This is a genomic window from Paraburkholderia phymatum, assembly GCF_038900715.1.
In the GTDB taxonomy this organism is placed as follows: Bacteria; Pseudomonadota; Gammaproteobacteria; order Burkholderiales; family Burkholderiaceae; genus Paraburkholderia; species Paraburkholderia phymatum_A.
In genome coordinates, this window is the sequence record NZ_JAYMRZ010000016.1 from 153488 (window position 1) to 177227 (window position 23740).

Genomic DNA, 23740 nt, shown 5'->3' on the forward strand with positions numbered 1-23740 from the left:
CGATTGCGCCATAGTGCCGTATCAGGCGACGCAAGTCGGCGTGCGAATCGTGGAAATGAAAGCAGGCAGGGCGCGGCAACGCAGGAAGCTCACGCAGAGCCGGAACGAAAAAAAGCGGCAAGCATCCGATGCTTGCCGCTTCCGTGTACTTCATATATTCGTTGGTAGGCTCGATTGGACTCGAACCAACGACCCCCACCATGTCAAGGTGGTGCTCTAACCAGCTGAGCTACGAGCCTAGCGAAGGCGCGAATTATAGAGACACACTTTCGATCGCGCAAGTCCTCGGCGTAATTTTGTGCCGATGGACGTGTTCGCGCGGGTACTGGGCCGTCGAACGGCACGCGGACGCCGCGCCGCTCCTGTTTCGGGTGCTCCCCAGAACGGCGCGAGACGGCTACGATTGACGATGACGCACATCGGAGGCGAGCCGGTTCATGAAAGGATTTCGTCCACATTTTCCGCACTTCGTTCGCGACCACACGCATACCGTATGGCGCGATCTGGCATGGACGTCATTGCCATTCGTGCTGCTGTTTGCCGTCGTCGTCTGGCTCGTCGTGTGGCTCGTCGATCCGGCGCCGCCGCGCACGATCACGATCAGCGCCGGCCCGCACGACAGCTCGTTTATGCAGATCGCGCAGGAGTATCGAAAGATCCTCGCGCGCAACGGCGTGACGCTCAAGGTGCTGGCATCGGACGGCTCGGTGCAGAACCTCGACCGGCTGCTCGATCCGAAACAGAAGGTGGACATCGCGCTCGTGCAGGGCGGCGTGTCCGGCGGACGGGATACGACGTCGCTGATGTCGCTCGGAAGCGTCACGTATGTGCCGATTATCGTGTTCTATCGCGGCCGGGGTTTGACGCAACTGTCGGATCTGGAGGGCAAGCGCATCGCGATCGGCCGCGAGGGCAGCGGGACGCGGATGCTGTCGCTGAATCTGCTCGAAGCGAACGGCGTCTACCCGGGCGGCGATACGACGCTGCTGCCGCTCGACGGGCTCGATGCCGCGAAGGCGCTCGTCTCGAACCAGGTCGACGCCGCGCTGCTGAGCGGCGACTCGGCCACGCGCGTGCTGATGTTGCGGCTGCTCGGCATTCCCGGCATTTCGGTGATGGACTTTGGCGAGGCGAGCGCCTACACGAGGATTTTTCCGTATCTCGACGAACTCGACCTGCCGCCTGGCGTGCTCGATCTGCGCCGGCGGATTCCGCCGGAGACGGTGCATCTGATCAGCCCGACCGTCGAGCTCGTCGCGCGCGACCATCTTCATCCGGCTATCTCCGATCTGTTGATCGAAGCGGCGCAGGAAGTGCACGGAATGGCGGGCCTGTTGCAGAAGGCGGGGCAGTTTCCGAATCCGACGGTGCGCGAGTTCCGCATCAGCGAGGACGCGACGCGCTACTACAAGTCAGGCAAGAGCTTCCTGTACCGGACGCTGCCGTTCTGGCTCGCGACCGTGGTCGATCGGCTGCTCGTGCTGCTGCTGCCGATCGCCGTGCTGCTGTTCCCCGCGTTGCGGCTGATTCCGGCGCTGTTCACCTGGCGCGTGCGCTCGCGCATCTATCGCTACTACGGCTCGCTGATCGCGATCGAGCGCGAGGCGATGCGCGACGCATCCGCCGAGGAGCGCAGCAAGCTGCTGATGGAGCTCGATCAGATCGACGCTTCGTTGAACACGTTGCGGCTGCCGCTTGCCTACGCCGACGGCTTCTATGTGCTGCGCGAGCATGTGCGGTTCGTGCGGCAGCGGTTGGAGGGCGTTCCGGAGCGGGTGCGCGCGCATCAATAGCGGCGGGTGCCGTGTGCTTGCTCCGACGTGAAAAGTCGTGGTGCGTCAAGCAGATGCGTACGGAGTCCGGGCGTTGTCCACAGGGTTGCCCACGGAATCTGTGGACAAGGCGCCATCAGATGACGTCACAGACTTGACGAAGTTTCCACCTGTATTCAAACGCGACGGCAATGGCGGGCGATCCGCTCGCCATTGCGACGCATCGAAGGGACCCGTTACCAGCCAGCCGTGTAGCTACAGTCGCCGTTTGCGGGCACCTGCTGGCATCCGTTCCTGTTGCACACCGTCAACCATTCCGTGACGTTGCAAGCTGGATCTGGATCATAGGTGTAGGGATAAACGGCCAACGCGGATTGAGAGGCCGCCAGCAGCGCCATTGCTGAAGCGGCTAAGGCAATGAACTTCTTCATTGTGTTTCCTGTTATCAAGTGACATTCAATATGCGACCAGAGGCACAACCTTTCAGGCGCGTCACGTCACCGGACGGCTTGGCGGCTGGATTCGCCAACCGAAGAGCTTGAAAGTTCCACCCGCCGCCGGTTCTGCATCTTTGCGAGTTCGGCGCGACCAATCTTCCTCATCACTATCTCCTGATACAAATTAGCATGACGAAATTAAATGGCCGTGCCGCGAGGAAGCTCACGCAACGGCCAATCGCAGTCTAGCGCCGGTTTTTTCGACTGGAATCGAAAGGGATTCGCTTTTTCCTACCTTTCCGCAAAATATGAAATTTTCTGTTTCCCCTGCGTCCTGTTCGCGCGATAGCTTCGGAAAATTCTGTTGCACGCGTCACGTGCTGCACTTGTGAAAAAGCCTGTCCCGACATGATCGGAACAGGCTTCTGATTCAGCCAAGCCTGCGACGGCTTACGGACGGCCGTACATCGCGTTCCAGTCCGCAGCCGACACGCCCGGCCGACCCGATTGCGACACGCCGTTCGCAACGCCGCCGTAACCGCTTGCCGCGCCGTTTTGCGCGTTCACGCGTGCCTGCGCGGCGAGCACTTCATCCGGATAATGCGCTTCCGAGCCTGCGCCCGGACGATAGCCGGCCTTCTCCAGTTGAACCAGTTCCGCGCGGACCTGGGCGCGGGTGACAGGCTGGTTCGCCTGAGCGAACGACACGGCAGGAACAGCAAGAACAACGGCGACGGCAACAGCCTTGATCAGCGACTTCATGACAACCTCCAACTCTGCTATGACTTTGCGAACAGCCCTGTTCGCAATCAGTGTGGAAGGAAGTGTAGGTAAGTAGGCGCTTAAGATTAAGGCTCCGTGGTGGAAGTGATCCTTCCAAAATCAAGGGTTAACACTATGAGTGCGCTGCAACGAGGCTCAGCGTTGCTCCAGCTTCAACTTTTTCCCGTAGCCGGTCAGTTCGAGGTAGCCACGCCCGGCCGGCTGACCGTCACGGCTGACGGTGACGGCGCCTTCCCAATACAGCGCGCCCGTCGAATCGCGCGAATCGAGTTCCTGATCGTCGAGCAACGGCGTCAGTTGCCAGCGCGTGTCGCCTGTCCGGACGACGGTCGCCACGGGATACAGCGTATTCGTGCGCGGCGAGCGCCATTGGCGGACGGGCGTGAAATCGACGGCGCCGGGACCGTATTGCGTGACGCGCCCATCGGCGGTACGCAGCGCGGCATGGGCCCAGACCGCGTGTCCGTCGACGCCACGCACCTTGAACGCCATCAGCGCCGCGCCGTCCGACAGATTCGCGCCGAGCCAGTCCCAGCCGGCCGCGTCGGCGGCGAGCAGCGCGCTCGACCATTCGTGATCGAGCCACGCGCTGCCCGTCACGGGCGTGGGCGTCGAGGCCGCCGCGCCGCTCGTGCCGCTGGCGGCAGGGCGCGTGACGCTCCCCGTCACGCGCAGTTGCGGCTCGCTGTAGTAGTAGCTCGCCTGCTCCGGCAGCGGCCCTTTGCGCGAATAGCCGTTCGCGCCCTGAACGAGCGGCGCCTGCGTTGGCGTGAAAGTGAGATGCAGCGCGAGGCCGGCGGCGTCGGCCGTGACGTCGTAGTGACCGTCGGGCGCGCGAACCATGCGCCACGTGTCGAGCCGCACGTCGGTGTTATCCGGCTTCGCATAGGCAAGGCCGAAACCTTGCCGCGCGATCTTCTGATCGTGCACGAGGCGGCCGAACGATGGGTCGCTCAGCGCGGCATGCGCGATGATCAGCTGCGTCGGCGCGAAGGCGCTCGGATCGCTCGCGGGATGGCCCGTCGCCGAGCGGAAAAACGTGATCTGAAAGCCGAGCGGCTGATGGTCGGGTGTTTCGAGCCAGCCCGTCGCGTACCACCATTCGGTGCGAAACGCGGGATGCGCGCCCGTGTCCTGCGGCAACACGACGGGCTTGTCGGGTGTCACGTTCGCGAATGGGGAGTCGGCGGGCTGTTCGCCTGCAAGCGCAGCCGACGATGCGCACAACACACAAGCGAACATGGACGACAGAAGAAGCACGCCGCGCATCACCAGTCCTCCCTGACGGCGCGCACGGCATCGACGGACACCGCCCGCCGGCCTGCCGCCACTGCCGTCGTACACGACGACGCGAGCATCACGACGGCCAGCGCCGACAGCAACGTCCACGGCACATGCAACGACATGCTCCAGTGAAACGACTGCGGATTGACGACGAACACGAGTATCAGACTGATCGCGAAACCGAGCGCGCAGCCCATCGCGATGCCGAGCGCAGTGAGCAGTCCGCCTTCCGTCGCGAGCAGCGCGAGAATCTGTCCGCGCGTCACGCCGACGTGGCGCAGCATGCCGAACTCGCGCGAGCGGGAGAGCGTCTGCGCGGAAAAGGTCGCCGCGACGCCGAACAGCCCGATCACGATGGCGACGGCTTCCAGCAGATACGTGACGGCGAAGCTGCGGTCGAAGATCGTCAACGTGCGCGCGCGGATCTCGCCGGGTTGCGCGAAGTCGAGCGCGCTTGCGAACGGCAGCGCGCGCATCGCGGCGATCGCCTGCGCGGCGCTTACGCCGCGATCGAGCGTGAGGGCGGCGTCGGTGGCGCTGGTGTCGCCCGTGAGGCGCCGATAGTCGGCGAGACGGATTTCGAGCGCACCCGTCTGCCGCACGTAATCGCGCCAGATGCCCGCGACGACGAACACCGAGCCGTGCCCGCCGTGCGTGCCAGGTGCGCTCGATGCGCCGGATGCGCTTAATGTTCCAAATGTTCCGATCGGCAGCGTCAGCCGTTGACCGACGTGATAGCCATACAGATCGACCATCGCTTCGGACGCCCAGACAGGCGTTTCGCCCGCTCTCAACGCGGACGGCGAAAGTGTCTCGCCCGTGATCTGCAGGTTCGCGCCCGGGTCGGCGGCGTCGATTTCCCGCGCAAGCAGCGCCACGGCGGGCCGCGACGGATCGAGCGCCAGTTGCGACGTGCGCGCGAACGCCGCGTGCCGGATGCCGCGCGTCGCGGTGATCATCGCCTGCTGCTGCGGATTCAAGCCGCCCGTGTCGCCGTTCGGCGCAACGCGCACGTAGACATCGGCGGAAAGCAGATGCGCGAGCCATTCCTCGACCGACACGCGAAAGCTCGACACCATGATCGCCATCGCGACGATCAGCGTGAAGCTCGACAGCACGCCGCCCATCGCAATCGACGCCTGCCCCGGCGCGTTCGCGAGCCGCGCGAGCGCGAGCGCCGTGACGGGCGCGCGCTGCCGTCCGTTGCGCGCGCGGCTCAGCGCTCGGAACAGCAGCGACGTGACGCGCGGCATCAGCGCAATGCCGCCGATCAGCAGCAGCGCGACGGCGAGATAGCCCGCGATGGGCATATCGAAGACAGGCGGCGCCTGCGTCAGCGCCGCGCCGAGCGCGAGGCAGCAGAGCGCCGGCCACGGCGTCGAGAGCTTGCCGAGCGCCGTTTCTTCGCCGCCCGCCTTCAGGGCCGGCGCGGGATGCGCGCGCGCCGCTTCGAGCGCGGGCACGAGACTGCCGAGCAGCGCAACGCCGATGCCGAGCGTAAGAAATATCGCGCTGGCGATGGGCTCGAAGCCGACACTCGGCTGCACGCCCGGAAAATAGCCGCCGCCCAGATCGCTGCCGAAAAAGCGCAGCACGGCATAAGCAAGCGCGAAGCCGAGCGCAATGCCGCCGATCGCGCCGAACGTACCGAGCAACGCGCCTTCGAGCAGGATCTGCCGCAGCAACTGCGCGCGCGTAATGCCGAGCACGCGCAGCATCGCGAATTGCGCGCGCCGGCGCACGACCCCGAGCGCCTGCGTCGAGAACACGAGAAACGCGCCGGTGAAAAGCGCGACGAGCGCGAGCACGTTCATGTTGATCCGGTAGGCGCGCGAGAGCCGGTCGGTGCGGCTTTCGACATCGCGTGTCGCCGTCACCATGAAGCGGTTGCCGAGCCGCGCCTGCAACGCCCGCCGGAAACGTTCGCGATCGACGCCGCGCTCCAGTTGCAGATCGACGCGCGACAGCTTGCCGAGCCGCCCGAAGCGCCACTGCGCGGCCGCGATATCCATCACGCCGATGCGCTGCCCGGCCCGCGCACGCACGATGCCGCCCGCGACGCGCAAGCGCACGTCCGATGTGCCGCTGCGCAGCGTCACCGTATCGCCGATGCGCACGCCGAGCCACTGCTGCGCGGCGGGCGAGAGGAAGATTGCGTCGTCGGCGAGCGAGTCGAATGGATGATCGCTGTCCGTCACGCCCGTCAGATCGGGCGCGATGCGGCTTGCGCGGAATACGTCGATGCCGAGCACTTTCAGCGGCGCGGTGCGGCTCGGCACCGTCACGTCGAGTTCGAGCACGGGACTCGCGAGCGCGACGCCTGCCTGTGTTGCAAGCCGCGGATACGCGCGTTCGTCGAACGTGGGCTGCGAGCCGCGTACCTGCAAGTCCGCTTCGCCCGACAGGCTGCGCGCGGCCGCCGAAAACTCGTTGAACGCGGCGCTGTTGATCAACTGGACCGCGTAGCCGAGCGCGACGCCCAGCGCGATCGTCGCAATCGCGATCAGCGCGCGGCCTTTGTGGCTGCGCCATTCGGCGGCGAGCAGCCAGCGCGTGAGCGTGCGCAGACCGTGGGTCTTGCGTCGCGTGTTGCCTTCGAATGCCGGGTCATTCATCGGACGGGCGCAGCGCGGGCGACGAGCGGACGTGCGTTGCGTGCAGCTTGCCGTCGCTCAAAACGAGGACGCGGTCCGCGAAGGCCGCGGCCGCTTCCGAGTGCGTAACCATCATCGCCGCCGCTCCGTTCGCTTTCGTTTCCTCGCGTAAGAGCGCCAGCACTTCGTGTGCGGTGTCGGGGTCGAGATTGCCCGTCGGCTCGTCAGCGAGGATCAGCGTGGGCCGGTGCACCAGCGCACGCGCGATCGCGACGCGTTGCAGTTCGCCGCCCGAAAGCTGGCGCGGCAGGTCGTCGCCGCGTCCTTCGAGTCCGACGGCCGCGAGCATTTCGTTCGCGCGCGCCGGCGCGATGCCGTTCAGCAGCAGCGGCAGCGCGACGTTTTGCGCGAGCGTCAGATGCGGCAGCACATGAAACGCCTGGAACACGAAGCCGAGCTTCTGACGACGCAGGCGCGTGGCCGCGTCGTCGTCGAGCGTCGAGATGGGCGTGCCGTCGATCAGCACGTCGCCGCTATCCGCGCGATCGAGGCCCGCGATCAGATTCAGCAATGTCGACTTGCCGACGCCCGAATCGCCCATGATCGCGACGAACTCGCCCGCGCCGAGCGCGAAATCGAGGCGCTCGAGCACGACGCGCTTCACGTCGTATGCCTTGCTCAGTTCACGGCATTCGAGCGCGGGCAGGACGGGGCTGTCGGCAGGCTGCATGGAACTCCTTGCTTGTGGGGCGGCGGCTTTGATTCTGGCTTTGGATTTGGCCTTTTTAGCATGCCGCTGCGATCCGCGCATGCTGTTGGCCGCGCAGAGCTCACAAGCAACCGACGAGCGCAACCGACAAGAGCAACACGCGGCAACCGCCCCGCAACGCAAGACGCTCATCGCGACCACGGCGCAAAGATATCGGCGCCCAGCGAAGTGCAACGCTCGATCAATCGCGCCAGCATGCCGCGCGATGTCACGAGATGGGTGGTCAGAGAAAGGCGTGCAGCCGTATCGCCATCCGTGCTGACCCAGACACGCTCCCCGCGCTGCAAGCGGAACGTGTGGCCGATCTGCAACCAGTGGTCATACGGTGATGCCGCGCGCGTCAGCCACACGCGTGCGCCTTGCACCAGGAGTTCGGTGTTCGCCTCGACGCGCCATGACATCGTTGCGCCGGGTTGTACTTCGAAGTGGACGACGACTCTCGGTAATCGCTCTTCCTGCAAATGCGATAAGCAGAGCGAATCGTCATCGGTGAACTGCTGGCAAACCTTGTCCATCATGCACTCCGTCAAATGAGCCGGAAGACGGAAGGCACCATTAAAACAAAAGGCCCCTTCCGTTCACCGGCGGGGCCTTGGGATCGTTCAGCTGACTACTGCTGACTGCTGCTGCGGATATCTAACGCACGCACGCTCCCATAGGCCCGCCGCGATGGCGTTCCATTGGGTTTTTATTAATCGCGTTCGCGATGGTGGTGAGCGTCAGCATGTATTCGAGTGTGTCGTGACGACGATGTATTGTCAACCAGTTTTCTCGCGCGCGTCGCATCATCATGGAATGGCTCTCGAAGTCGAAACGAAAACACGGCGCACGCGCAGGTAGAGCAATGCGCAGCCTGTGATGACGAGCGGCCACAACAGATACCAGCCCGTCGCGCAACACAATCCCGCCACCGCGACCAGCGCGACGCGCGCGCAGCGATGCGCCCAGCTGCCGCGCGGCAACAGCCGCAGCGCGGCCGCCGTGCCGAGCGCATACACGGTGACGAACGAACCTGTCGTGAGCAGCACGAGCGGCTTCGGACCGACACCCGCGATGACCACGACGATGAGCGCGAACGTGGCGAGCGCTGCGATCACGAACAGGCTGCGGCGTGGCACATCGCCGGCGCGGCTGCCTTGTGCGAGCCATTCCGGCAGCGCGCCGTCGCGTCCCAGTGCTGCGCCGAGCTTTGCGGCGCCCGCGAAATAGGCGTTCATCGTGCCGAGCGTGAGCAGCAGCGCGGCGACGGCGGCCAGTATCTGCACCTTGCCGCCGAGTCCCCGCGCGAGCAGTTCCGCAAGCGGCGCGCCCGATGCGCCCGCATTCGGCCCGAGCACCATCACGCTCGCCGTCGCGACGCCCACGTACAGCACGCCGACCACGACGACGGCAATGCCCGCCGCCATCGGCAGATCATGCGCGGGACGGCGAAACTCGGCGGCGAGATGCGTGATGGCCTCCCAGCCCGCGAAGCTCCAGACCAGCAGCGCCGCCGCAGGAAAAACCGCGAGCCAGCCGTGCGGCGCAAACGGATGCAGGTTGGCCGTTTGCGCATGCGGCGCCGATGCGATCACGGCCGCGAGCAGCAGCGCGACGAGCAACGCGGCGAGCACCAGTTGCAGCCTTCCCGATACCGTGAGCCCGAGCGCATTGGCGAGCGTCACGGTCAGCATCAACGCGGCGGCCGTGCCGATCACCGCCCATTCGCCGCCACCGAACGCCGCCGCGACATACGCGCCGCCGAACATCGCCGCGGCCGGTGCGCCCGCGGGCACTGCAAAGTAAAAGCACCAGCCGACGATGGCCGCGATGCGCGGCCCGAACGCGTTGCGCACATACGTCGACACGCCGCCCGCGTCCGGATAGCGTGCGCCGAGCGCGGCGAACGTAGCCGCGAGCGGCACCGACAGCACGACGAGCGCGAGCCACGCAACGAGCGACGCGGGGCCCGCGGCCTCCGCCGCGAGCGCGGGCAGCGCGATCACGCCCGTGCCGAGCACCGCGCCCACATAGAGCGCGGCGCCCTGCATCACGCTCAGACTTCCGGCGCGCGGCGAGCCAGTCATGCGTGAACCTCGGCTGGTTCGTTTGCGTCGCGCGATTGCAGCGACGGCGTGCTGTGACGGCCGTGAAGATCGGCGTGCTCGGCGCGATCCGCGCGCATCGTGCGCCATTCCGTGACCTCGCGCGGACGCACGAGCAGATCGGCCAGCGCCTCGTGATACGCACGCCGATACGGCCGGTGAATCTGTTCGTCGCTCGCTTCTTCGTGGCTTTCCCACGTCTCGTAGAGCATCAGACGGCAGGGTGAATCGGGGTCGCGATGCAGCACGGCTTCATGAAAATCCGGCTCGTCGCGCATCGCGTCGAGCACGCCGTTCAGCAGCGTCAAAAAGCGTTCGAGCTTGTCGGGCCGCACCTGGAAACGGACCACATACGTCACGCGCATACTACGTATCCTCGTTGAATCATCAGTGATGGATAACCGTTATACTCTTCAATAGCTGACAACCGATGTCATGAATTAGGAAGGGCTTCAAAATTGGCGACGAGCCGTCTCGTATCGATGCTGTTGATGCTGCAGGTCAAGGGCCGCGTGACCGCGCAGGCGCTCGCCGACGAGTTCGACGTGTCGATCCGCACCGTCTATCGCGACATCGACCAGCTGAGTGCGGCGGGCGTGCCCGTGTATGCGGATCGCGGGCCGGGCGGCGGGTTCGCGCTGCTCGACGGCTATCGCGCGAAGCTGACGGGCATCACGAAGGCCGAAGCGGAAACGCTGTCGATCGCTGGCCTGACGGGCGCGGCATCCGATCTCGGCCTGTCCGAGCAGCTAAGGGCCGCGCAGCTCAAGCTCGTCACCGCGCTGCCCGATGCCGCGCCCGACACCTCGCGCATCGGCTCGCGCCTGCATATCGATCCCGTCGGCTGGTATCAGCGGCCGTCGCCGACGCCGTGGCTCACGATGCTCGCGGGCGCCGTGTGGGAGCAGAAGCGCATCTCGATGCAATACCGCACGTGGAACGGCCGCGACGAGCACGAAGGCGTGCGCGTGCGCGACCCGCTCGGGCTCGTGCTGAAGGGCGGCGAATGGTATCTGGTCGCGCGCGTGCGCACGCAGTTGCGGACCTATCGCGTATCGAGCATCACGCAGTTGACGGTGCATGATGAAACGTTCGAACGTCCGGACGGATTCGACTTGCGCGACGAATGGACGTCGACTGTCGCGGCATTCGAAAAGGGTTTGCTCAAGCACACGGCGCGCTTGCGTTTGTCGCCGGAAGGCATGACGCGTCTGCATCGGCTCGGCGCGGCGGCTGTCGAACAGGCGCAGATCATGCCGCCTTCGGAGCGGGATGGCTGGCAGGAAGTGACGCTGCCCGTCGAACAGTTCGGCTATGCGGCCGAGCAATTGCTCGGCTTCGCGGGCCATGTCGAAGTGCTCGATCCGCCGGAATTGCGCGAGCGTTTGTGCAAGCTCGGCGAGCGGATCGCGGCGCTCAATGCGGGCTGATCGCGCGGACGCGAGGCACTTCGACGGCACTCGCACGCAGGCATCCGCACGCCGGCACTCACACGCCGGCACTCACACGCCGCCACGCATGCATACAACGCACAAACGCGCGCCCACGCGTAAACGCAAGCATCAAACCCGATGCGGCCCGACGATCCCCAGCTTCGCAATCCGCCGATACAGCGTCGCGCGCGATATGCCCAGCGCTTCGGCGGCCGCATTCGGCCGCCAATGATGCCGCGTGAGCGCATCGACGATGCGCGCGCGCTCGTCGTCGAGAGACGCGAGCGCAGGACGCGGCGCCGTTTCGTCGGGCGCGAGCAGCGCCGCCACATCCGGCGACACATGCCGCAGTTCGACGCGCGTCGCATCGCACACCGCGCACGCATAGCGCAACACGTTGCGCAGCTGGCGGATGTTGCCCGGCCACGAGAAACGCGCAAGGCGCCCGGCGAGACGCGCATCCAGAGTGAGCACATGTCCCGCGCTTTGCGCTTCCTCGTCGAAGACGGCATGCACGACATCGAGAATATCGGCACGCTCGCGCAGCGGCGGCATATGCAGCGTTGCGCCGCTCAGCCGGTAGAACAGGTCTTCGCGGAACGTGCCTTCGTCGACCATGCGCGCAAGATCGCGATGCGTCGCGCAGACCACGTCGATATCGACGCGCACGGGCGCATCGCCGCCCAGCGGCAGCACTTCGCCTTCGGCGAGCACGCGCAACAGACGTGTCTGCAGATTGAGCGGCATGTCGCCGATTTCATCGAGGAACAGCGTGCCGCCGTTCGCCTGCGCAATCTTGCCGCGCGCGCCTCTGCTGCGCGCGCCCGTGAACGCGCCGGGCGCGTAGCCGAACAGTTCGCTCTCGATCAGCGAATCGGGAATCGCGCCGCAATTCACGGCGACGAACGGCTTCGCGCGCCGCGCGCCCGATCCATGCAGCGCCTGCGCGAACACTTCCTTGCCGACGCCCGTCTCGCCGAGAATCAGGATCGGCAGATGCTTGCCGGCGATCCGCAGCGCGACTTCCGCGTTGCGCGCGATGCGCGAATCGCGGCTGTGCAGGAAGCGGCTGATCGCGTCGAGATTCGTGTCCGCGCGTGCATCGGATGATGATGCATTGAAGGCGCTCGCGGAAGAAGCGACAGGCGTGACACGCAAAGCGCGCTTCAACGGCGCGCGAATGCGCGCATAGAGCAACGCGCCCGTCGCGCGCAGACGCAGCGGCACGATGGTATCCGTGCGCGCCACGTCGTGCAGATGCACGGCCGACGTATCGAAGATCTCGTCGACATGGCGCGGCCCGCTCAGCCCCGCGATGCACTCCTGCGCCTTGCGGTTCGACGCGGCGATGTTGCCGCATTCGTCGAAGGCGATCAGCACCTCGGGTTGCGCTTCGACGAAGTTGCGGCTCTGGTGCCCGAAGATCACCCAATGCTGCGCGGTCTGATTGAGGAAGTAGCCGTCTTCGATCAGCGTCGCGCTTTGCCGCACGAGCTGAAACACGAGCCGCTGGCTGTCGCGGTTGTCGGGCGACTGCACGGCCGACGCATCGAGCACGCCGATCAGTTCGCCCGACGGCGAGAAGATCGGCGATGCGCTGCACGTGAGCGTCGTGAAGGCCGCGCGGAAGTGATCGGTCTTGTGCACGGTGATGGGCGCGAGATCCGTCAGCACATTGGCGACGCCGCACGTGCCTTCTTCGCGCTCCGACCAGCACGAGCCGATATAGAGGCCCGCATGCTTGAAATCGCCGCGCCGGTCGCGGTCGATCCGATACTCGATCGTGACGCCGTGCGCATCGGTGAGCATCACGCAGTAGTCGGCCACGCGGATCATGTCGTGCAGGCGCGTGAGGCACTGGCCCGATGCGCGCAAGAACGCTTCTTCCTTGCCCTGGACTTCGCGCAGCTCGGCGGACGTCAACACGCGCGGCCCGATCACGGAGCCCGGATCGAGCCGGTATTGCTCATACGAACGCTGCCACGACGAGACGAGGCGCGACGAATTGGCGGGCGCGGGCAGGCGTCCTTCGATCGCACCGCGCACGCGGTCGATGTGCTGCGTTTGAGAGACGTAAGGCATGGTCGGCTCCTGGCGAGCGGCACGCGCTCTGGATCGTCCCCACGGTTTCTGTCGAATCGGTCGATCGTGCTGATCGGACCTTCTTGTAGCACATCCCGTCCGCGCGATCACATTGCATCGCAACACACGAGACGCCTGAGACGAACGTCTCAACTGTGCGTGAGACAGTCGTGAGACGCGCATCGTTCGATGGCGCAACGCATGCGCGGTCCATCGCGACGACATGCGCATCGCTGGAGGTGCGATGTGCGTCATGTGCGCCGCGTCATGCGACGGCTGTCGCGCCTGCGCCGGTGTGGTATCGATTGCCTGAAACCCTCGCCGTACAAGGCTTTCAGCGCATCGCGCGAACGCATCGGGACGTTGGCATACGTGTTGCGGTAATGCCCGTCACTCAAAGCGGCCCTTGCGCACGACACGCGAGCCGCTATCGACAGGCACAACAAGGAGACAAGCCAGTGGCATCGCCCATCACTGTCGGCGTGATTGCGAACCCCGCGTCGGGTCGCGACATTCGCCGTCTCACGACTCATGCGTCCGTATTCCCGACAGCCGAGAAGGCCAACATGGTCGTGCGTCTGCTCGCGGGACTCGGCGCGCTGGGCGTCGATCGCGTGCTCACGTTGCGCGATCGAACGGGTGTCGCTTCGCTGCTGCTGCGCGCGCTCGACACGCATGCGGCGACGGGTTCAGCCGAGCGCTGGCCCGAAGTCGAATTCGTCGATCTGCCCATCACCGATTCCGTCGCCGATACGCATGCGGGCACGGCTCACATGGTGCGCGAAGGTGTCGAGCTGATCGCCGTGCTGGGCGGCGACGGCACGCATCGCGCGGTGGCCGCGCATAGCGGCGGCGTGCCGCTGCTGACGCTTTCGACGGGCACCAACAACGCGTTTCCCGACATGCGCGAAGCGACGGTCGCGGGTCTTGCGGGCGCGCTCGTCGCGTCGGGCGTCGTGCCGCCCGATGTCGCGCTGACGCGCAACAAGCGGCTCGTCGTGCGTTGCGTCGCGGGTCCGAACCGGGGCCGCGAAGAGATCGCGCTCGTCGATGTGTGCGTGAGCCGTCAGCGTTTCGTGGGCGCGCGCGCCGTGTCCGAGCCTTCGGACATCGAGTCGCTCTTTCTCACGTTCGCTTCGCCCGACGGCATCGGCCTGTCGTCGATCGGCGGCGCGTGGGCGCCCGTCGAACGCACCGCGCCGCATGGCTTGCACCTGACGTTCGCGCAGCCCGGCGAGCACGGCGCGATGAACGGCGATGGCGTGCCCATCTTCGCGCCGATCGCGCCGGGCCGCATCGATCAGGTGACGATGCGCAGCTGCGAGCGGTTCGAGGTCGGCGACTGGCTGCCCGTCGATGCGTGCCGCGGCACGCTTGCGTTCGACGGCGAGCGCGAAATCGAAATCGAACGCGACGACCGCTATGAAATCTCGCTCGACTGGAGCGGCCCGTTGACGGTCGACGTGAGCCGCACGCTGCGCTTCGCGGCGTCGCGCCAGTTGTTGCGCGAGATGGCGGGCGCATCGATGCAGGCAATCGCTCGGGCACATGCACACATGCAGTCACGAGCGCAGATATAAGCGCAGACGTAAGCGCAGTCACAAATGCAGTCACAAATGCAGTCGCAAGCGCACACGAAATAAAGGGAGTTCGTTCAATCAAGCGGAGGCTACTCCGCGACCGTTGCAGTCACGATCGACATCATCAAGGAGACACATCATGAGTCAGTTGAGCAGGGAGAAACTGCTGGACGCGTATCGGTCGATGCGCACCATTCGCGAGTTCGAAGAGCGTCTGCACGTCGAGTTCGCGACGGGCGACATACCCGGCTTCGTACACCTGTACGCCGGCGAAGAGGCGTCGGCCGTGGGCACGATGCTGCATCTGAACGACCGCGACTATGTGGCGACGACGCATCGCGGCCACGGTCACTGCATCGCGAAGGGTGTCGACGTGCACGGCATGATGGCGGAGATCTACGGCCGGCAGACGGGCGTGTGCAAAGGCAAGGGCGGCTCGATGCATATCGCCGATCTGTCGAAGGGGATGCTGGGCGCGAACGGCATCGTCGGCGCGGGCGGGCCGCTCGTGTGCGGCGCGGCGCTCGCGGCGAAGCTGAAGAAGACGGGCGGCGTGGGCGTGTGCTTCTTTGGCGATGGTGCGTCGAACCAGGGCGTGATCTTCGAATCGATGAATCTCGCGAGCGTGTGGCGCCTGCCCGCGATTTTCGTCGCGGAGAACAACGGCTATGCAGAGGCCACGTCGTCGACATGGTCGGTGTCGTCGGACAACATCGCGGACCGCGCGAGCGGCTTCGGCATGCCGGGCGTGATCGTCGACGGCTTCGATTTCTTCGCGGTGCATGAAGCGCTAGGCGAAGCGATCGAACGCGCGCGCGGCGGCGGCGGGCCGACGCTCATCGAAGTGAAGCTGTCGCGCTACTTTGGCCACTTCGAAGGCGATGCGCAGACCTATCGCGCACCGGGCGAAGTGCAGAAGCTGCGTGACGAAAAGGATTGCCTGAAGCGTTTCGAAGAGCGCGTCGTGCGCGCGGAGATGTTGACGTCCGACGATCTGCGCAAGATCGACGCGGACGTGAAAGCGCTGATCGACGATTCCGTCGTGAAAGCGAAGTCGGCGCCGCTGCCGACGGAAGCCGATCTGCTGACCGACGTGTACGTGTCGTATCCGTAATTGAACGCGATCACCCTCTTCAAACGAATCTGGAGACAGACATGGCACGCAAGATCACGTTTTCTCAGGCGATCAACGAAGCACTGAGTCAGGAGATGGCGCGCGACGAAAGCGTCATCGTGATGGGTGAAGACAACGCGGGCGGCGCGGGCGCGCCCGGCGAACAGGACGCATGGGGCGGCGTGCTCGGCGTCACGAAAGGGCTTTTCCACAAGTATCCGGGCCGCGTGCTCGACACGCCGATCTCGGAAGGCGGCTTCATCGGCGCGGCCGTGGGTGCGGCGGCAGCGGGCATGCGTCCCGTCGCCGAGCTGATGTTCATCGACTTCATGGGCGTGTGCTTCGATCAGATCTTCAATCAGGCCGCGAAATTCCGCTACATGTTCGGCGGCAATGCCGTGACGCCCGTCGTGATCCGCACGATGCAGGGCGCGGGCCTGCGTGCGGCCGCGCAGCACTCGCAGATGCTGACGTCGCTGTTCACACACGTGCCGGGGCTCAAGGTCGTGTGCCCGTCGACGCCTTACGACGCGAAGGGCCTGATGATCCAGGCGATCCGCGACAACGATCCCGTCATCTTCTGCGAGCACAAGCTGCTGTACAGCCGCGAAGGCGACGTGCCCGAAGAGCTGTATTCGATTCCGTTCGGCGAAGCGAACGTCGTGCGCGAAGGCGACGACGCGACCATCGTCACGTATGGCCGCATGGTGCATTACGCGACGGACGCCGCCGACAGGCTCGCGAAAGACGGCATCAAGGCCGAAGTGATCGATCTGCGCACGACGTCGCCGCTCGACGAGGACACGATTCTGGAGAGCGCGGAACGCACGGGCCGCGTCGTCGTCGTGGACGAAGCGAATCCGCGTTGCTCGGTTGCGACCGACATCGCCGCGCTCGTCGCGCAGAAGGCGTTCCGCTCGCTGAAGGCGCCCATCGAGCTCGTGACGGCGCCGCATACGCCCGCGCCTTTCTCGGGCGTGCTCGAGGATCTCTACATCCCGTCGGCGGACAAGATCGCCGCAGCCGTCAAGCAGACGCAGCATTGACGCGGTATCAACATGCATCAAGCGAGGAACTGAGCAATGTCGATTCACATGATCACGATGCCCAAGTGGGGCCTGTCGATGGAGCAGGGGCTGGTCAACGGCTGGCGGAAATCGCAAGGCGACAAGGTGGCGAAGGGCGACGAAGTACTCGACGTGGAGAGCGACAAGATCGCGTCGGGTGTCGAATGCGCGTTCGACGGCACGTTGCGGCGGCGGATCGCGCAGGAAGGCGACACGCTGCCCGTCGGCGCGCTGCTGGGCGTGGTGTCCGACGCCGATGATCCGGACGCCGACATCGATGCAGCCGTCGAAGCATTTCAGCGCGACTTCGTGCCGCTCGCCGCCGATTCGGCGGACGCCGGCCCTCAGCCCGAGAAAGCGCAGATCGGCGGACGCACGGTGCGTTACCTGAAGATCGGCGACGGCGGCACGCCCGCCGTGCTGATCCACGGCTTCGGCGGCGATCTGAACAACTGGCTCTTCAATCACGCCGACCTTGCCGCGCATCGCACGGTGTATGCGCTCGATTTGCCGGGACATGGCGAATCGACGAAAGCCGTCGAGTCGGGCAGCGCGGACGAACTCGCCGACAGCGTGATCGCGTTTCTCGACGATCGCGGCATCGAGCGGGCGCATCTCGTCGGGCACTCGATGGGCAGTCTCGTTGCGATGACGGTGGCCGACAGGGCGCCGCAGCGCGTGGCGTCGCTGGCGTTGATCTCGGGCGCGGGTCTGGGCGACGAGATCAACCGCGAGTACATCGACGGATTCGTCGCGGGCAACAGCCGCAATACGCTGAAGCCGCATCTGACGAAGCTCTTCGCCGATGGCTCGCTCGTCACGCGGCAACTCGTCGAGGACATCGTGAAGTACAAGCGGCTCGAAGGCGTGAGCGAGACGTTGCAGAAGATCGCGTCGTCGTCGTTCAACGAGGGCGTGCAGCAGCGCAACTATCGCGATCGTATCGACAGTCTCGCGCCGCGCACGCTCGTGATCTGGGGCGAGCTGGACCAGATCATTCCGGCGAGCCACGCGCAGGGATTGTCCGGCGATATCCGCGTGCATGTGCTGCAAGGCAAGGGGCATATGGTGCAGATGGAGTCGGCATCCGAAGTGAACCGCTTGCTCAACGACTTCTTCGGGGCTTGACGATGGATGACGCGGCGCAAACGGCCACGCACGACGGCGTCACCGCGCTCGGGCAGCACGGCAGGCGTTCGCGCGGCCTTGAAGATCGTGCGGGCCAGACGGCGGGATTCGGGTGAGCGCCGTGCGATGAAAGTTGCCTGAGCCGGTTTCCGTCAGGCAATCATGGTAGTCGAAACAGGCCGCATTTTGCGGCCTGTTTTGCCTTATAGTTAATTCGGATACCTTGTTAATAAGCAGATCGGATTTGCCACACATCGACTGGCCCCGGTCTCGGAACAGAGCGGAAAAGGGAGGATTGTCGAATTTGCCGAATCATACGCAAGTAACGTATAATAGCCTCATGCAGGCGACTTTCGTCGAGCTGTCCCATTCCGGAAATATCGCGAGAAATATCTCACGGACGACGAATATCGTGAGCTTCAAATTGCGCTTATGCCGAATCCGGAAGCGGGAGATGCGATCAAGGGTGCAGGTGGTCTGCGCAAGGTCCGCTTCGGCGACGCGCGTCGCGGGAAGGGAAAGCGCGGCGGACTCCGGGTGATCTACTACTACTAGATTAAAGGGCCGCGGTTCTGGATGTTCACGCTGTACGACAAGGACGAGGCCGACGATCTGACGAAAAAAGAGCGCGAGGCCCTGTCAGAGATGCTGAGGCAAGCGATCAAGCTCGCGGATCGATAAGCAATGGAGCACATGATGAAACGGAATCTGTTCGCCGAATTGACGGAGGGCCTTAATGAACTCAAGGCCGCGCACAAGGGGAAGGCGACGCTACACACCGTGAAGGTGGAAATCCGTGACAAGGTCGAAATAACGGGTGAAGAAATTCGGATCGTGCGGGAAAGCCTGAATGCCTCGCAGGCTGTCATGGCTCGCCGTCTGCGCGTGAACGAGCGAACCTGGCAGAACTGGGAACAGGGGCGCGCAAAGCCGAATGCGCAGGCTGCCATTCTGATCAAGCTCGTGGAAAAGCATCCCGAGATGCTGAAGGTGCTCGAGACCTTGTGAGTCAAGGTCCGCATCGAGCGGACCTTTGTGTCGGATGCTCACGCGAGCGTGAGGCAAGTTCGGCGCAGCTTCAAAATAGAAGCCGACCGAACGAAGTTTAAACGCCCCCCATGCACATATACTTGATCACGACATACTCGTCGATCCCATAGTGCGAGCCTTCGCGGCCCAGGCCCGACTGCTTGACGCCGCCAAACGGCGCGACTTCATTCGAGATCGCGCCCGTATTGATCCCGACCATCCCGAACTCCAGTGCTTCCGCGACGCGCCAGATGCGGCCGATATCGCGGCTATAGAAGTACGACGCGAGGCCGAATTCGGTGCTGTTCGCCATCTCGATCACTTCGGCATCCGACGTGAAGCGGAACAGCGGCGCGAGCGGGCCGAACGTTTCGTCGCGGGCCACTTTCATGTCGGGCGTGACATCGGCGAGCACGGTCGGCTCGAAGAAGCCGTGACCGAGCGCATGACGCTTGCCGCCCGTCACGACGCGAGCGCCTTTGCCGAGCGCATCTTCGATATGCGATTCGACCTTGAGCACCGCTGCCTCGTTGATCAGCGGCCCTTGCTGCACGCCTTGCTCGGTGCCGTATCCGACCTTGAACTTCGCGACAGCCGCGCTCAGCTTTTGAGCGAACGCATCGTAGACGCTGTCGTGCACATAGAAGCGGTTCGTGCACACGCAGGTCTGGCCGCTGTTTCGGTACTTCGATGCAATGGCGCCCTCGACGGCCGCATCGAGATCGGCATCGTCGAACACGATGAACGGCGCATTGCCCCCGAGTTCGAGCGACACCTTCTTGACGGTCGGCGCGCACTGCGCCATCAGCAGACGCCCGACGCCCGTCGAGCCCGTGAACGACAGCTTGCGCACGATGGGGTTGCTGGTCATCTCGCCGCCGATCGGTTTCGGATCGCCGGTGACGACGCTGAAGATGCCGGCGGGCACGCCCGCGCGCTCGGCGAGCACGGCAAGCGCGAGCGCGGACAGCGGTGTGGCTTCAGCGGGCTTGACGATGATCGGGCAGCCGGCCGCGAGCGCCGGACCGACCTTGCGCGTGATCATGGCGGCCGGGAAATTCCACGGCGTAATGGCTGCACACACGCCGACGGGCTCTTTCGTCACGACGATGCGCTTGTCGCTGGCCACGGTCGGGATCGTGTCGCCGTAGACCCGCTTCGCTTCTTCGCCGAACCATTCGAGGAACGAGGCCGCATAGCCGATTTCGCCCTTGGCTTCGGCGAGCGGCTTGCCTTGCTCCGTCGTCAGGATCAACGCGAGATCGTCGGCGTTCGCGAGCATCAGGTCGTTCCACTTGCGCAGGATTTCCGCGCGCTGCTTGCCCGTCTTCGCCTTCCATGCGGGCCACGCCTTGTTCGCCGCTTCGATCGCGCGGCGCGTTTCCTGCGCGCCCATGCGCGGGACGTGCGCGACCAGTTCGCCCGTTGCCGGGTTCAGCACTTCGAACGTTTCGTTGTTGTCGGCGCCTTGCCATTCGCCGTCGATATACGCGTTGCCTTGCAGCAGCGACGGGTCTTTCAGTTTGCTACGCAGATCGGTCATTTCGGTTTGTCCTTTGCTTGTCGGCGACTTCAGGCAGCGACGCCCACGGTCTCTTTCAATGCATCTTCGAGAATGGCCAGCGCCTCGTCGAAGACGGCATCCTGAATCGTCAGCGGGAACAGGAAGCGGATGACGTTCGAATAGACGCCGCAAACCAGCAGCAGAAGCCCGCGTTCGAGCGCGCGCGTCTGTACGCGCTTCGTGAAATCGGCATCCGGCTCCGACGTGCCCGGCTTGCAGAATTCGACGGCCACCATGCCGCCCGGCCCGCGCACGTCGGCCATCTGCGGCACTTCCGCTTGCAACGCGGTGAGACGGCCCTTGAGCCGGTCGCCCAGTTCGACGGCGCGCTCGCAGAGCTTTTCTTCATCGATGATCGACAGCACGGCATGCGCCGCAGCCACCGCCAAAGGATTGCCCGCATACGTGCCGCCCAGTCCGCCGGGCGCGGCGGCATCCATCACATCCGCGCGGCCGACCACGCCCGACAGCGGCATGCCGCCCGCGAGACTCTTGGCCATCGTCATCAGATCGGGCACGACGTCGTAGTGATGCATCGCGAACAGCTTGCCAGTGCGCGCAAAGCCCGTTTGCACTTCATCGGCGATCAGCAGAATGCCGTGCTCGTTGCACAGCTTGCGCAGCGCGCGCACGAAATCGGCGGGCGCCGGATAGAAGCCGCCTTCGCCTTGCACCGGCTCGAAGATGATCGCCGCGACGCGCTTCGGATCGATATCGGCCTTGAACAGATGCTCGATCGCCTTCAGCGAGTCGGCCGTCGTCACGCCATGCAGCGGATTCGGGAACGGCGCGTGGAAAACATCGGCCGGGAACGGGCCGAAGCTCAGCTTGTACGGTGCGACCTTGCCCGTCAGCGCCATGCCCATCATCGTGCGGCCATGAAAGGCGCCCGTGAACGCGATCACGCCCGAGCGACCCGTCGCCGCGCGCGCGATCTTGATCGCGTTTTCGACGGCCTCGGCGCCCGTCGTGAAGAAGGCCGTCTTCTTCGGATAGTCGCCCGGCGCGCGCTGGTTGATCTTCTCGGCCAGCTCGACATACGACGCGTACGGCACGATCTGATACGCCGTGTGCGTGAACTGGTCCAGTTGCGCGCGCACGGCCTCGACTATCTTCGGATGGCGATGGCCCGTGTTGCACACGGCAATGCCCGCCGCGAAGTCGATCACGCGGCGGCCCTCGATGTCCCATAGCTCCGCGTTCTCCGCGCGCGCGGCGTAGAAATCGCACATCACGCCCACGCCGCGCGGCGTGGCGGCGTCCTTGCGGCTCTTCAGTTCGGCATTCTTCACGGAGATCTCCTGGTTGGGTTCGTTCGCGCGCTCGCGTTCATTGCGGCACATGCAGCGACTATACTTATATTTGGCTCTAGGTTTCAGAGCCATTTCAATAAAAAACCAGGAGCCAATTCATGCGCGCGAGCGTGTTGTCCGACTGGCTGGCCCAGCGTCTGGACCGTGGCAACGGTCAGCCCGTGTACCGGCAGTTGCATCGGCTGTTGCAGCAGGCGATTCTCACGCGCGAGTTGCCGGCGGGCAGCAAGGTGCCGTCGTCGCGGCTGCTCGCGAACGAACTGGGCATCGCGCGCAATACCGTCACGCAGGTCTATGAGCAACTGGCTCTCGAAGGCTACGTGACGTCCGCCACGGGGCGCGGCACGTTCGTCGCCGATACGTCGCCGGATGAAATCGTCGGATCGCCCGATGTGCAGCCCGCGCCGATCCGTTCGAGCGCGCTGGAACAGTTGCAGCAGGCGCTGCCGCCGGCCCGCTCCAAAGGGGCGCCGCCCGCGCAGCCCGCCGCGCGGGCGCTGTCGCAGCGCGGCTCGCGGCTGATCGCGGGCGCGGGCGTGTCCAAGCGTCAATGGGGCGCGTTCATGCCCGGCGTGCCCGATGTCACGCGCTTTCCCGCGCGCGTGTGGAGCCGTCTGCACAACAAGTACTGGCGGCGTCTGCGGCCCGATCTGCTGACGTATGCGCCGGGCGGCGGCCTGTCCTTGCTGCGTCACGCGCTCGCGGACTATCTGCGCACGTCGCGCTCCGTGCGCTGCACGCCCGAGCAGATCGTCATCACGACGGGCATTCACCAGTCCGTCGATCTGGCCGTGCGCCTGCTGACCGATCCCGGCGACGTGATCTGGACGGAAGACCCGTGCTATTGGGGCGTGCGCAGCGTGATGCACGTGTCGGGGCTGAAGTCGCGGCCGATTGCCGTCGACGACGAAGGCATCGCGCCGTCGCCCGACGATCTCGCGCATCCGCCGAAGCTGATGCTCGTGACGCCGTCGCATCAGTACCCGCTCGGCATGGTGATGAGTCTTGCGCGGCGGCGGATGCTGCTCGAATACTCGCGGCAGCACCACTGCTGGATCATCGAAGACGACTACGACAGCGAATTCCGCTATGGCAACCGGCCGCTCGCTTCGTTGCAGGGGCTCGATACGACGGGACAGGTGATCTATGTCGGCAGCTTCGGCAAGACGCTGTTTCCGGGGCTGCGGATCGGCTATCTCGTCGCGCCCGAAGCGCTGGCCGAGAGCTTCGCGACGGCGAGCGCCGAGCTGTATCGCGAAGGGCAGTTGCTGCAGCAGGCGATGCTCGCGGAGTTCATCAGCGAAGGGCATTTCACGTCGCACATCCGCAAGATGCGCACGCTCTATGGCCAGCGGCGTTCCGCGCTGCTCGACGCCGCCGCGCGGCGCTATGGCGACGCATTGCCTGCGGTCGGCGGCGACGCGGGCCTGCATCTGGTGATGCAACTGCCAGAAGGCACCGACGACCGCGCCGTCGCCGCGGCTGCGCTCGAACGCAATATCGTCGTGCGTCCGCTGTCGGGGTATTACGCGCAGGCGTCGCGCGCGCAGTCGGGGCTGTTGATCGGCTACGCGTGCGTGCCCGACGAGGAGATCGCGCCCGCGTTCGACACGCTCGCGCAAGCGATCGACGCGACGTTGCCGCTCTTCGCGTGAATGCGTGTGAATCCGTGTCGATGCGCGTGTTTGCGCGCGAAAGCCGCGCGAG

Annotated in this window: 20 protein-coding genes and 1 tRNA gene; 9 read left to right on the forward strand and 12 right to left on the reverse strand. The window is 65.1% G+C overall.

All coding sequences use genetic code 11. The features are described 5' to 3' along the window. Window positions 1-162 precede the first annotated feature (162 nt). Window positions 163-239 (reverse strand) — tRNA-Val (locus VSR68_RS26890). Window positions 240-437: 198 nt separating this feature from the next. Here VSR68_RS26890 and VSR68_RS26895 point away from each other — a divergent pair. Next, window positions 438-1793 carry a TAXI family TRAP transporter solute-binding subunit gene (locus VSR68_RS26895; protein WP_342942739.1) on the forward strand — a complete coding sequence of 452 codons (1356 nt, stop codon included), beginning with the start codon at window positions 438-440 and terminating at the stop codon, window positions 1791-1793. Window positions 1794-2008: 215 nt separating this feature from the next. On the opposite strand, the gene VSR68_RS26900 is transcribed toward VSR68_RS26895, so the two are convergent. The 8 genes from VSR68_RS26900 to VSR68_RS26935 form a co-directional block, all read right to left on the reverse strand. After that, on the reverse strand, window positions 2009-2203 hold the full coding sequence (locus tag VSR68_RS26900; RefSeq protein ID WP_342942740.1) for a hypothetical protein: 195 nt from the start codon (window positions 2201-2203) through the stop codon (window positions 2009-2011). A 456-nt stretch (window positions 2204-2659) separates the two neighbouring features. Continuing rightward, the gene (locus VSR68_RS26905) at window positions 2660-2971 is read right to left on the reverse strand and encodes a DUF4148 domain-containing protein (RefSeq protein WP_342942741.1); all 312 of its coding nucleotides are present in this window, start codon (window positions 2969-2971) and stop codon (window positions 2660-2662) included. Between the two features lie 156 nt (window positions 2972-3127). Then, window positions 3128-4261 carry a carotenoid 1,2-hydratase gene (locus VSR68_RS26910; protein ID WP_342942742.1) on the reverse strand — a complete coding sequence of 378 codons (1134 nt, stop codon included), beginning with the start codon at window positions 4259-4261 and terminating at the stop codon, window positions 3128-3130. Next, window positions 4261-6891, reverse strand: coding sequence for an FtsX-like permease family protein (locus tag VSR68_RS26915; RefSeq protein ID WP_342942743.1), 2631 nt, complete (start codon window positions 6889-6891; stop codon window positions 4261-4263). The genes VSR68_RS26910 and VSR68_RS26915 overlap by 1 nt, the downstream gene beginning before the upstream one ends. Then, on the reverse strand, window positions 6884-7600 hold the full coding sequence (locus tag VSR68_RS26920) for an ABC transporter ATP-binding protein (protein ID WP_342942744.1): 717 nt from the start codon (window positions 7598-7600) through the stop codon (window positions 6884-6886). The genes VSR68_RS26915 and VSR68_RS26920 overlap by 8 nt, the downstream gene beginning before the upstream one ends. Before the next feature lie 167 nt (window positions 7601-7767). Further along, window positions 7768-8154 carry a DUF2917 domain-containing protein gene (locus VSR68_RS26925; RefSeq protein WP_342942814.1) on the reverse strand — a complete coding sequence of 129 codons (387 nt, stop codon included), beginning with the start codon at window positions 8152-8154 and terminating at the stop codon, window positions 7768-7770. A 273-nt stretch (window positions 8155-8427) separates the two neighbouring features. Beyond that, window positions 8428-9705, reverse strand: coding sequence for an APC family permease (locus VSR68_RS26930; protein ID WP_342942745.1), 1278 nt, complete (start codon window positions 9703-9705; stop codon window positions 8428-8430). Further along, the gene (locus tag VSR68_RS26935) at window positions 9702-10088 is read right to left on the reverse strand and encodes a putative quinol monooxygenase (protein ID WP_342942746.1); all 387 of its coding nucleotides are present in this window, start codon (window positions 10086-10088) and stop codon (window positions 9702-9704) included. The genes VSR68_RS26930 and VSR68_RS26935 overlap by 4 nt, the downstream gene beginning before the upstream one ends. Before the next feature lie 93 nt (window positions 10089-10181). Here VSR68_RS26935 and VSR68_RS26940 point away from each other — a divergent pair, with 93 nt between their 5' ends. Then, the gene (locus VSR68_RS26940) at window positions 10182-11153 is read left to right on the forward strand and encodes a YafY family protein (RefSeq protein WP_342942747.1); all 972 of its coding nucleotides are present in this window, start codon (window positions 10182-10184) and stop codon (window positions 11151-11153) included. 132 nt (window positions 11154-11285) lie between these two features. On the opposite strand, the gene VSR68_RS26945 is transcribed toward VSR68_RS26940, so the two are convergent. Beyond that, window positions 11286-13238 carry a sigma-54-dependent Fis family transcriptional regulator gene (locus tag VSR68_RS26945; RefSeq protein ID WP_342942748.1) on the reverse strand — a complete coding sequence of 651 codons (1953 nt, stop codon included), beginning with the start codon at window positions 13236-13238 and terminating at the stop codon, window positions 11286-11288. Between the two features lie 458 nt (window positions 13239-13696). On the opposite strand from VSR68_RS26945, the gene VSR68_RS26950 reads away from it, so the two are divergent. From VSR68_RS26950 to VSR68_RS26975, 6 genes are all read left to right on the forward strand, one after another. After that, window positions 13697-14818 (forward strand): ATP-NAD kinase family protein, encoded by a 1122-nt coding sequence (locus VSR68_RS26950; RefSeq protein WP_342942749.1) that lies wholly within the window; start codon window positions 13697-13699, stop codon window positions 14816-14818. 139 nt (window positions 14819-14957) lie between these two features. Continuing rightward, the gene (locus VSR68_RS26955; protein WP_342942750.1) at window positions 14958-15932 is read left to right on the forward strand and encodes a thiamine pyrophosphate-dependent dehydrogenase E1 component subunit alpha; all 975 of its coding nucleotides are present in this window, start codon (window positions 14958-14960) and stop codon (window positions 15930-15932) included. A 41-nt stretch (window positions 15933-15973) separates the two neighbouring features. Continuing rightward, window positions 15974-16978, forward strand: coding sequence for an alpha-ketoacid dehydrogenase subunit beta (locus VSR68_RS26960; RefSeq protein ID WP_342942751.1), 1005 nt, complete (start codon window positions 15974-15976; stop codon window positions 16976-16978). Between the two features lie 36 nt (window positions 16979-17014). Then, on the forward strand, window positions 17015-18127 hold the full coding sequence (locus VSR68_RS26965) for an acetoin dehydrogenase dihydrolipoyllysine-residue acetyltransferase subunit (RefSeq protein WP_342942752.1): 1113 nt from the start codon (window positions 17015-17017) through the stop codon (window positions 18125-18127). Window positions 18128-18559: 432 nt separating this feature from the next. Continuing rightward, window positions 18560-18682, forward strand: a complete 123-nt coding sequence (locus tag VSR68_RS26970; protein ID WP_342942753.1) for a hypothetical protein — start codon at window positions 18560-18562, stop codon at window positions 18680-18682. Window positions 18683-18823: 141 nt separating this feature from the next. Next, window positions 18824-19135, forward strand: coding sequence for a helix-turn-helix domain-containing protein (locus VSR68_RS26975; RefSeq protein WP_342942815.1), 312 nt, complete (start codon window positions 18824-18826; stop codon window positions 19133-19135). 97 nt (window positions 19136-19232) lie between these two features. Here the strand turns inward: VSR68_RS26975 and VSR68_RS26980 are convergent, their stop codons facing one another. Both VSR68_RS26980 and VSR68_RS26985 read right to left on the reverse strand, forming a co-directional pair. After that, window positions 19233-20699 carry an NAD-dependent succinate-semialdehyde dehydrogenase gene (locus VSR68_RS26980; RefSeq protein ID WP_342942754.1) on the reverse strand — a complete coding sequence of 489 codons (1467 nt, stop codon included), beginning with the start codon at window positions 20697-20699 and terminating at the stop codon, window positions 19233-19235. 29 nt (window positions 20700-20728) lie between these two features. Continuing rightward, a complete protein-coding gene (locus tag VSR68_RS26985; protein WP_342942755.1) occupies window positions 20729-22012 on the reverse strand; it encodes a 4-aminobutyrate--2-oxoglutarate transaminase in 1284 nt (427 codons plus the stop codon). Between the two features lie 119 nt (window positions 22013-22131). Between VSR68_RS26985 and VSR68_RS26990 the strand changes: the two genes are divergently transcribed. Further along, window positions 22132-23688 carry a PLP-dependent aminotransferase family protein gene (locus tag VSR68_RS26990; protein WP_342942756.1) on the forward strand — a complete coding sequence of 519 codons (1557 nt, stop codon included), beginning with the start codon at window positions 22132-22134 and terminating at the stop codon, window positions 23686-23688. Window positions 23689-23740: the final 52 nt, after the last annotated feature.